This window comes from Roseomonas rosulenta, assembly GCF_016106005.1.
Taxonomy (GTDB): Bacteria; Pseudomonadota; Alphaproteobacteria; order Acetobacterales; family Acetobacteraceae; genus Neoroseomonas; species Neoroseomonas rosulenta.
The window spans coordinates 1-8,703 of the sequence record NZ_JACADR010000187.1 but is presented as its reverse complement, the minus strand read 5'-3'; the positions used below and the strand labels follow the sequence as shown (position 1 = coordinate 8,703).

Sequence of the window (8,703 nt, the reverse complement as noted above, 5' to 3'; positions counted from 1 at the left end):
GGATCGCCGCGCTGCCGCGGCTCGCGGGCTTCCTGTGGCGGCATCCGCTCGTGCGGCGCGACCCGCTCGGCACCATGGCGCGGCTGCTGCGCTGGCAGGCCGTGGCGCGTCGCGGCGGCACGCTGGAGGCCGCCTGGGTGGAAGGCCCCGCCGGCCTGGTCCGCCTGCGCCTGCGGCGCGGCCTCTCCTCGGCCACCGCCTGCTGGTATGCCGGCCTGACCGACCCCGGCGAGATGGGCTTCGTGCTGCAGGCCCTGCGCGCGGAGGACCGCATGGTGGATGTGGGGGCGAATGTCGGCGTCTATGCCGCGCTCGCCGCCCGCGCGGTCGGCGCGAGGGTGCTGGCGCTGGAACCGGCGGCGGAGACGCTGCCAGACCTGCGCGCGATGGTGGCGCTGAACCGGATCGGTGATCGCGTCGACATCCACGCCGTCGCGGCGGGTGCGGCGCGGGGCGTGCTTCGCTTCACCTCCGGGCGCGGCACCACCAACCGCGCCGCGACCGATGGCGCGGCGGAGGTGCCAGTCGAGACGCTGGACGCGCTGTGCACCGGTGCACCCCCGCTGCTGCTGAAGGTGGATGTCGAAGGCGCGGAACCCGATGTTCTGGTGGGTGCGGCCGCGCTGCTTGCGGGCGATGCGCTGAAGGCGGCGATCCTCGAGACCGCGGGTGCCACCGATCGCGCGATCGAGGCCACGATGCGCGCCGCCGGTTTCGCGCCCTTCGTGCATGACCCGTTCCGCCGCGAATTGACGCCGCTGCCCGGCCCGGCGCGGCCCAACACGCTCTACCTCCGCGACCTTGGCTTCTGGCGGGCGCGGCTGGCGGACGCGCCGGAGGTCCGCGTCTTCGGCCGCCCGCTGTAGTCAGCGCGCGATCCGCTCCAGCCCGCCCATCCAGGGGCGCAGCACCTCGGGCACCAGCACCGAGCCGTCCTCCTGCTGGAAGGTCTCCATCACCGCGATCAGCGCGCGCCCGACCGCCACACCCGACCCGTTCAGCGTGTGCAGGAACTGGTTGCCCTTGCCTTCCTTCGGCTTGAAGCGCCCGTTCATGCGCCTGGCCTGGAAGTCGCGGGTGTTCGAGCAGGAGGAGATCTCCCGCCACGCCCCCTGCCCCGGCAGCCAGACCTCGAGGTCGTAGGTGCGCGCCGCGCCGAAGCCGGTGTCGCCGGCACACAGGAAGACGCGCCGCCAGACCAGGCCGAGTTCGGTCAGCACGCGCTCGGCGCAGCGCGTCATGCGCTCGTGCTCGGCGGCCGACTGGTCGGGCGTGGTGATCGAGACCAGCTCGACCTTGGCGAACTGGTGCTGGCGCAGCATGCCGCGGGTGTCGCGCCCCGCGCTACCGGCCTCGGAACGGAAGCAGGGGGTGAGCGCGGTCAGGCGCAGCGGCAGCTCGGCCTCGGGGATGATCTCCTCCATGGCGAAGCCGGTCAGCGGCACCTCGGCGGTCGGGATCAGCCAGCGGCCATCGGTGGTGCGGAACAGGTCCTCGGCGAATTTCGGCAGCTTGTCGGTGCCGTAGGCGACGGCGTCGTTGACCAGCAGCGGGACCGAGGCCTCGGTGTAGCCATGCTGCTCGGTGTGCAGCGCCAGCATCCAGTGGCCGAGCGCGCGTTCGAGCCGCGCAAGCGCGCCCTTCAGCACGGTGAAGCGGCTGCCGGCGATCTTGGCCGCGGTTGCGAAGTCCATGAGGCCAAGGGCCTCGCCAAGCTCGAAATGCTGCTTCGGGGTGAAGGCGAAGGCCGGGTTGTCGCCATGCTGGTGCAGCACGATGTTGGCGGATTCGTCGCGGCCCTCGGGGACTTCGGGGTCGAGGGTGTTGGGCAGGACTTCGAGCATCGCCACCTGCGCACGCTCCGCCGCGCTGGCCGTCGCCTCGAGCCGCACCATCTCGTCGCGCAGCGCGACCGCCTCGGCCTCCAGGGCGGCGGTGTCGCCGCCCTGACGCTTGGCGATCCCGATCTCCTTCGCGATGGCGTTCCGGCGCGCCTGCTTCTCCTGCAGGGCGGTCTGGGCTGCGCGGCGCGACTCGTCATGCGCCAGCACGGCAGCCGAGACCGGATCGAGCCCCCGCCGCGCCAGAGCCGCGTCGAAGCCGGCGGGGTCCGCCCGCACCGCCCGAATATCATGCATCTGCGAACGCCCCTACTTCGCGTCGTCGTCGCGCTTCGGCGTCATCCACCGCGCCGCCAGGATCGAGATCTCGTAGAGAAGGATGAGCGGGATCGCGAGGCCGATCTGGCTGATGATGTCCGGCGGCGTGATCACCGCCGCCACCACGAACATCCCCACGACCGCGTAGCGCCGGCCACGCCGCAGCGTGTCCACGTTCACGATCCCGACCTTGACCAGCAGCGTCAGCAGCACCGGCAACTGGAAGGCGATCCCGAAGGCCAGGATCATGTGCATGACGAGCGAGAGATACTCGCCGACCTTCGCCTCCAGCTGGATCGGCACGCCGCCCGACCCGGGCGGCGTCTCGAAGCTGATGAAGAACTGCCAGGCCAGCGGGAAGATGAAGTAGTAGGCCAACGCCGCCCCCAGCACGAACAGGAAGGGCGATGCGATCAGGAAGGGATAGATCGCCCGCTTCTCGCTGCGGTAGAGCCCTGGGGCCACGAACATCCACAGCTGCGTCGCCCACATCGGGAAGGAGAAGAACACCGCTCCGAAGAAGGCCACCTTCAGGTAGGTGAAGAAGGCCTCATACAGCGCGGTGAAGATCATCCGCCGCTCGCCCCCCGATTGCCTGGCCAGGATGTCGGCCAGGGGCTGCGCCAGGAAGGCGTAGATCTGCTTCGAGAAATAGTAGCAGACCGCAAACGCCAGGATGAAGGCGCCGACCGACCACAGGACCCGCAGGCGCAGTTCCTTCAGGTGGTCCATCAACGGCATCGGCTTGTCGTCGATGACGTCTTCTTCGGTATTGGTGGCCAAGGCGCCGGTCCCTCAAACGCTCGGGCTGGTGGTGGAAGCCGGCTTCGGCTCGGGCGCGGCGGGCGGCTCGACGAAAGGCGCGGGCATTGCGATCGGCGCCGGCGTCGATGGCGGCACGAAGGCCGGCGCCTCCGGCTGCGGGGGCGGCGGTGGCGGGGGCGGCGACGCCCAGCGCGCCACGTCCGGCGGCACGAAGGCCGGCGCGTTGTCGGGCACCGGCGGGGGCGTATAGACGGGCGGCGTGTAGCTGTCCTTCATCGGGTCGTCGAAGGCCTTGCGCACCGTGCCGTCGGCATCGACGGTCTTCTCGATCTCGCCCTTGATGTCGAAGTTGCGGATGTTGCTGATGGTGTTGCGCACATCCGCGATCTGGTTGCGCACGTCGTCGAGCTTGGCCTCGCGCACCAGCTCGTCCGCCTGCTGCTGGAACTCGGCGACCTTGCGCTTGAGGCTCTGGATGCCCTTGGCGATGCCCTTGATCGCCTCGGGCAGATCCTTGGGCCCGATGACGACGAGCGCCACCACGGCAATCAGCGCGATCTCTGACCAGGCAAGATCCAGCATGCGTCCCTTGTCCCCCGGCTTCGCTGCCCGCGGGGGACGCCCCGTTAGCAGGAAGCCGGCACGCCGCCAATGCGGCTCCCCCCTATCTAGGGAGCCTCGGGCGGAAAGACGAAGGCCCGTTCGGGGTCGAGGGCCACCGTTACGCGTTCGCCGCGCGCCAGGCGCCGCCCGGGCGGAAGGCGGGCATGCAGGTGCAGCAGGCCGCCCGCGCCGTCGGGCAGCGCCAGGTGGACCAGGGTGGTGGCGCCGAGCAGGCGGCAGGCCTCGACCTCGGCCTCGCGCGCCTCGCCCGTGCCCAGGCGCAGGCCCTCGGGGCGCACCAGCACCTCGACCGCCGCCCCTTCCGCGGCATCGCCCGCTGGCAGGGCGCCGATCGCGGTCTCAGCCAGGCCAGCGCGCACGCGGCCCGGCAGGCGGTTCACCTCGCCAAGGAAGGTCGCGACATACCGGTCCACCGGCCCGAAATAGAGCGCTTCCGGCGGGCCGAGCTGAAGAATCCGCCCCTCCCGCATCAGGGCGATGCGGTCGCCCATGAACATCGCCTCCTCGGCATCATGCGTCACCAGCAGGGTGGCGATGCCCGAGGTCTGGAGCACGTGCAGCGTGTCGTCGCGCACCTGCTCGCGCAGCCGGGCATCGAGGCTGGCGAAGGCCTCGTCGAGCAGCAGCACCGCCGGTCGCGGCGCGAGCGCGCGGGCCAGCGCCACGCGCTGCTGCTGCCCGCCCGAGAGCATGTGCGGAAACGCCCCCTGGTAGGATTCGAGGCCGACCCGCGCCAGCGCATCCATCACCCGCCAGACGCGTTCCCCCTTCGGTGCGAAGCGCAGCCCGAAGGCGACGTTCTCCGCTACGGTCAGGTGCGGGAACAGCGCGTAGTCCTGGAAGACGAAGCCGACCCCGCGGCGTTCCGGCGGCACGTCGCGCCCCGGCTCGGCGATCACCTGCCCGCCGAGCTCGATGGTGCCGTGCTGCAGCGGCTCGAGCCCCGCGGCCAGGCGCAGCAGCGTGGTCTTGCCGCAGCCCGAGGCGCCGAGCAGGCAGACGATCTCCCCGGGGGCGACCGACAGGTCGATGCCGCGCAGCACCTCGGTCGCACCATAGGCGTGGCGGATGCCGCGAAAGACGAGGGACATTTTCCTTTGCCCTCAGGCGCCGGGCGCCGGCATGCGCCGGCTTGGCTTGCGCGCCATGCACTGAGGCTCTGGCGGCGAGAGGCGGTCTGGGCGCGGTCGCGCCGTGCGCTCCCGGATCGCGGCAGGGCCGCGATCCGCAGGTGGGCGCGGAGGGGCGGGGGCATGTGTGCTCACGGCGCCGCGCCGGCCGGGCTGTCGCTTCCCGCCGGTTCCGCATCTTCGGTGGATGGCGCGGCCGTCTCGGGCTCGGGCTGCGCGGCGGCGGCCTCCGCCGCCCCGCCCAGCGGCAGCGCGGGACCGGTCTCGGCGGTCACCAGCTCCTCCTTGCGCGGCAGGTCCGACAGCGCCTTCAGGCCGAACTGCTCGAGGAACTTCGGCGTAGTGCCCCACAGGGTCGGACGGCCCGGCACCTCGCGTCGGCCGCGGGGCGCCACCAGGCCCAGTTCCAGCAGCGCCTCCAGCGTCGTCTGCGCCAGGGCGGCGCCGCGGATCTCCTCGATCTCGCCGCGCGTGCAGGGCTGGTGATAGGCGATGATCGACAGCGCCTCCATCGCCGCGCGCGGCAGGCGGCGCGGCGCCTGCACCACCTTGGTCAGGCGCTGCGCCAGGTCCGGCGCGGTGCGGAAGGCCCAGCCGCCGGCGACCTCGACGATGGTCACGCCGCGCCCCTCGCAGGCCGCGGCGAGCGCTGCCACCACCTCGCCGGGGGCCACACCCTGGGGCAGCACCGCCCCCAGCATCGCCGGCGTGACCGGGCGGTCGGAGGCGAAGATCAACGCCTCGGCGATGCGCGCGCCCTCGGCGAGCAGGGCGGGATCGACCGCATCGCCGGTATCGGCGGTGGCCTCGGCCGGGGCGGCGTCCGAGGACGGCGCCATGTCGGGCGCGGGATCGCCCCCGTGCTCCTGCCCGTCAACCGGCCCGTCGGACGCCACGCCCGCCTCGGCAGGGTCGGCCGCGAGCGACTCCGGCCCCGCGGCTGTGTCGGCGGCAGGCCCCTCGCGGTCAGGATCGCCCGCCGGGTCGGGCGCCTCCTGCCGCGCGGCGTCGGCGCCATGGCCCTGCGCATCGGCTGGCAGCGCGTCATGGCCCGCCGCGGCCGCGGGATCGGAAGCCAGACGATGCTCCGAAGTCGGCATGCGGTCGGCCTCGACCGTGGCCGTCAGCGCGGTCTCCGGCCGCCTGGCACTGTCGGCACCCTCCGCCGGCCCGACCGTCCCGCCGCCCGGCGCCTCAGCCTGTCCGTTCATCCGTGGCACCCTCCTCCGGCCGGCGGCGGACATGGATCGGGCCGAAGGCCTCCTCCTGCCGGATCTCGATCCCGCCGCCGCGCGCCATCTCCAACCCCGCCACGAGCGTGCTGGCAAGGGCCGCCCGGCGTTCCAGCGGATCGAGGATGGTGTCCGGCAGGAACCCCTGCAGCACCGACCAGGAGGGCAGCGCGCCAACCAGCCGGGTCAGCCGCTCCAGCGCCTCCTGCACGGTGAACAGCTTGCGCGGCTTGGGGCGATAGGGTCGCCGCGCCAGCGCCCGGCGCCGGGCCGCGACATAGGATTGAAGCAGGGACGGCAGGTCGGCGTGCAGCCCGGACCGGTCCTCGACCCGCAGGCTCTCGGGTGCGCCGCGGGCGAAGACGTCGTGCCCCAGCCAGGGCCGGCGGTTCAGCCACAGCGCGGCGGCGCGCATCCGCTCTAGCTCGGCCAGCCGGTCGGCGAGCTGTTCGGCCAGAGCCTCGGCATCCTCGCCCTCGGCCTGGTCGGGGGGAACCAGCAGGCGGGATTTCAGCCAGGCCAGCCAGGCCGCCATGACCAGCCAGTCGGCGGCGAGCTCCAGGCGCACCCGCCGCGCGCCCTCGATCACCGCCAGGTACTGGTCCACAAGTGCCACGATCGAGATGCGCGCCACATCCACCTTCTGCGCGCGGGCCAGTTCCAGCAGCAGGTCGAGCGGCCCCTCGAACCCCTCGAGCCGCAGGTGCAGGCTCTCGCTCACCGCAGCCCGCCCAGCCCGGCCGCAGACAGCACCACCCCATAGGCCGGCGCCACGATGTGGCGCACGAACCAGGTCATCGGGTCCCAGGCCGGGATTGCCATGGGCAGGAGGAACAGCACGCCGATCACGATCAGCAGCCCGTAGGGCTCGAGGCGCGCCAGCGCAATGGCCGGCGCGCGCGGCAGCAGGCCGACCATGATCCGCCCGCCATCGAGCGGGGGCAGCGGCAGCAGGTTGAACAGGCCCAGCACCAGGTTCGCCAGGATCGACAGCGCCGCGAAGCGCAGCAGGAACTCCGCGAGGTCTGGCCCCATGACGCCCTCCCCCGCCAGCACCGCATGCACCAGCAGCGCCGCCGAGAAGGCCAGCGCGGCATTGATCGCCGGCCCCGCGGCGGCCACCAGCACCATCCCCCAGCGCGGGTTGCGCAGGCGCAGGATGTCCACCGGCACGGGCTTCGCCCAGCCGAACATCGCCTCCACCCGCCCGATCGTCAGCAACTGCCCCAGCACCATGATCCCCGGAACCAGCAGCGTGCCGACCGGGTCGACATGGCGGATAGGGTTCAGGCTGATCCGCCCGGCGCGCCTGGCGGTGTCGTCGCCCAGCGCCAGCGCGGCATAGCCATGCGCCGCCTCGTGGAAGGTGATGGCGAAGACGGCGGCGAGCACGGCCGCCGCGGCCTCGGGGAACCAGTCGGGCATCAGGCCTCGCGCGTGGTGGGGCCGGCAGCGGCACGGGGCCGCGCCGGCGCGGGCTTATACATCAGCCGTCGCGTTCGGTGGGATCGGCGCCGGCAGGGGGCGTGGCGGCGCGCAGCGCGTGATCGCGCAGCGCCCGCAGCGCGGCGGGCGCGCGCCCATGGACGGCATCGCGCACCGACCGCGCCAGGGCAAGCCGTTCCGCCGCGCGGTCATCCAGCGCCGGGCAGTCCGCCAGCAGCGCCGCGCTGTCGCCGATCCGTCCGGTGCAATGCAGCACAAGGTCGCAGCCAGCCGCGAGCGCCGCCCCGGCCAGATCGTTGGACGCCCCGCGCAGCGCCCCCATCGCCAGGTCGTCGGTGACCAGCACGCCGTCGAACCCCACCTCGCCGCGGATGATGTCGCGTATCACGCGGGGGGAGATGGTGGCGGGCAGCGCCGCATCCCAGGTCTCGTAAAGCACATGCGCCGTCATCGCCCAGGCGCCCGAGGCGGCCAGCGCCCGGAACGGCGCGAGGTCGAGCGCCAGATGCGCCGGGCAGGCCCGCACCCGCGGCAATTCGTGGTGGCTGTCGGCGGTGGCCCGCCCATGCCCGGGAATATGCTTGATGACCGGGATCGCCCCCCCGGCCTGCAGCCCCGCCACCCAGGCGCGGCCCAGGCGGATGATCTCGTGCGGGTCGTCCGAGAAGGCTCGGTCGCCGATCACGTCATGCGCGCCGGCCACCCGCAGGTCGAGCACCGGGGCGCAGACCACGTCGAGCCCTTCCGCCAGGCAGGTCGCGCCCAGCAGCGCCGCATTGGCGAAGGCGGCGTTGTCGCGGGCGCCTTCGAAGGCGGCGGCGGCGGGGAAGGCCTCCCAGCCCGGCGGCTTGAGCCGCGCGACGCGCCCACCCTCCTGGTCCACCAGGATCGGGGCGCCTTCGCCCAGGATGTCGCGGATCGCCGCGGTGAGTGCGCGCAGCTGCGCCGGCGCGGCCACGTTGCGGGCGAACAGGATGACCCCGAGCGGAGGGGTGGCGCGCAGCAGCGCCGCCTCCTCCGGCGTGAGGACAGGCCCGGACAGGCCGATGATCGCGGCGTGCGGGGTCACGACGGGGGTTTCGGCCTCAGCGGATGACGGTGCAGGGAATGCTGCGGGCGCGCGCCTGTTCGCAGAAGGCGCCGGCGGCGGCGGCATCGGCGAAGCCGCCGGTGCGCAGTCGGAACAGCGTCGACTGCCCTTCGCGCTCGAACCGAACCACCTGCGGGCGGAAGGCGCCGAGCAGGTCGGCATGGCGCCGGGCCAGGCGGTCCCATTCGGCGCGCGCGGCGTCCTCGCTGGTCAGCGCGCCGAGCTGGACGCGGATGGCGCCGCCGGGTGCGGGCGCC

General features: G+C 73.2%; 10 protein-coding genes. 1 reads left to right on the top strand and 9 read right to left on the bottom strand.

The window, feature by feature from the left end:
• Positions 1 to 866 (top strand): FkbM family methyltransferase (locus tag HW578_RS18715; protein WP_198372226.1); only part of this gene is annotated, 866 nt, incomplete at its 5' end.
• Here HW578_RS18715 and serS read toward each other — a convergent pair.
• From serS to HW578_RS18670, 9 genes are all read right to left on the bottom strand, one after another.
• Positions 867 to 2,138 (bottom strand): serine--tRNA ligase, encoded by a 1,272-nt coding sequence (serS, locus tag HW578_RS18710; RefSeq protein WP_198372225.1) that lies wholly within the window; start codon positions 2,136 to 2,138, stop codon positions 867 to 869. It lies immediately after the preceding gene.
• A gap of 12 nt (positions 2,139 to 2,150) precedes the next feature.
• A complete protein-coding gene (gene tatC, locus HW578_RS18705; RefSeq protein ID WP_198372230.1) occupies positions 2,151 to 2,900 on the bottom strand; it encodes a twin-arginine translocase subunit TatC in 750 nt (249 codons plus the stop codon).
• A 54-nt stretch (positions 2,901 to 2,954) separates the two neighbouring features.
• Positions 2,955 to 3,506, bottom strand: a complete 552-nt coding sequence (gene tatB, locus HW578_RS28315; protein WP_198372224.1) for a Sec-independent protein translocase protein TatB — start codon at positions 3,504 to 3,506, stop codon at positions 2,955 to 2,957.
• Positions 3,507 to 3,592: 86 nt separating this feature from the next.
• The gene (locus tag HW578_RS18695; protein ID WP_198372223.1) at positions 3,593 to 4,639 is read right to left on the bottom strand and encodes an ABC transporter ATP-binding protein; all 1,047 of its coding nucleotides are present in this window, start codon (positions 4,637 to 4,639) and stop codon (positions 3,593 to 3,595) included.
• A 170-nt stretch (positions 4,640 to 4,809) separates the two neighbouring features.
• On the bottom strand, positions 4,810 to 5,889 hold the full coding sequence (gene scpB, locus HW578_RS28470; RefSeq protein ID WP_369407927.1) for an SMC-Scp complex subunit ScpB: 1,080 nt from the start codon (positions 5,887 to 5,889) through the stop codon (positions 4,810 to 4,812).
• The gene (locus HW578_RS18685) at positions 5,873 to 6,631 is read right to left on the bottom strand and encodes a segregation and condensation protein A (RefSeq protein WP_369407926.1); all 759 of its coding nucleotides are present in this window, start codon (positions 6,629 to 6,631) and stop codon (positions 5,873 to 5,875) included. Before HW578_RS18685 ends, scpB begins: the two co-directional genes overlap by 17 nt.
• The gene (locus HW578_RS18680) at positions 6,628 to 7,335 is read right to left on the bottom strand and encodes a site-2 protease family protein (RefSeq protein ID WP_198372222.1); all 708 of its coding nucleotides are present in this window, start codon (positions 7,333 to 7,335) and stop codon (positions 6,628 to 6,630) included. The genes HW578_RS18685 and HW578_RS18680 overlap by 4 nt, the downstream gene beginning before the upstream one ends.
• A gap of 61 nt (positions 7,336 to 7,396) precedes the next feature.
• Positions 7,397 to 8,425 (bottom strand): beta-N-acetylhexosaminidase, encoded by a 1,029-nt coding sequence (nagZ, locus tag HW578_RS18675; RefSeq protein ID WP_369407925.1) that lies wholly within the window; start codon positions 8,423 to 8,425, stop codon positions 7,397 to 7,399.
• 16 nt (positions 8,426 to 8,441) lie between these two features.
• Positions 8,442 to 8,703 (bottom strand): SPOR domain-containing protein (locus HW578_RS18670; protein ID WP_232479102.1); only part of this gene is annotated, 262 nt, incomplete at its 5' end.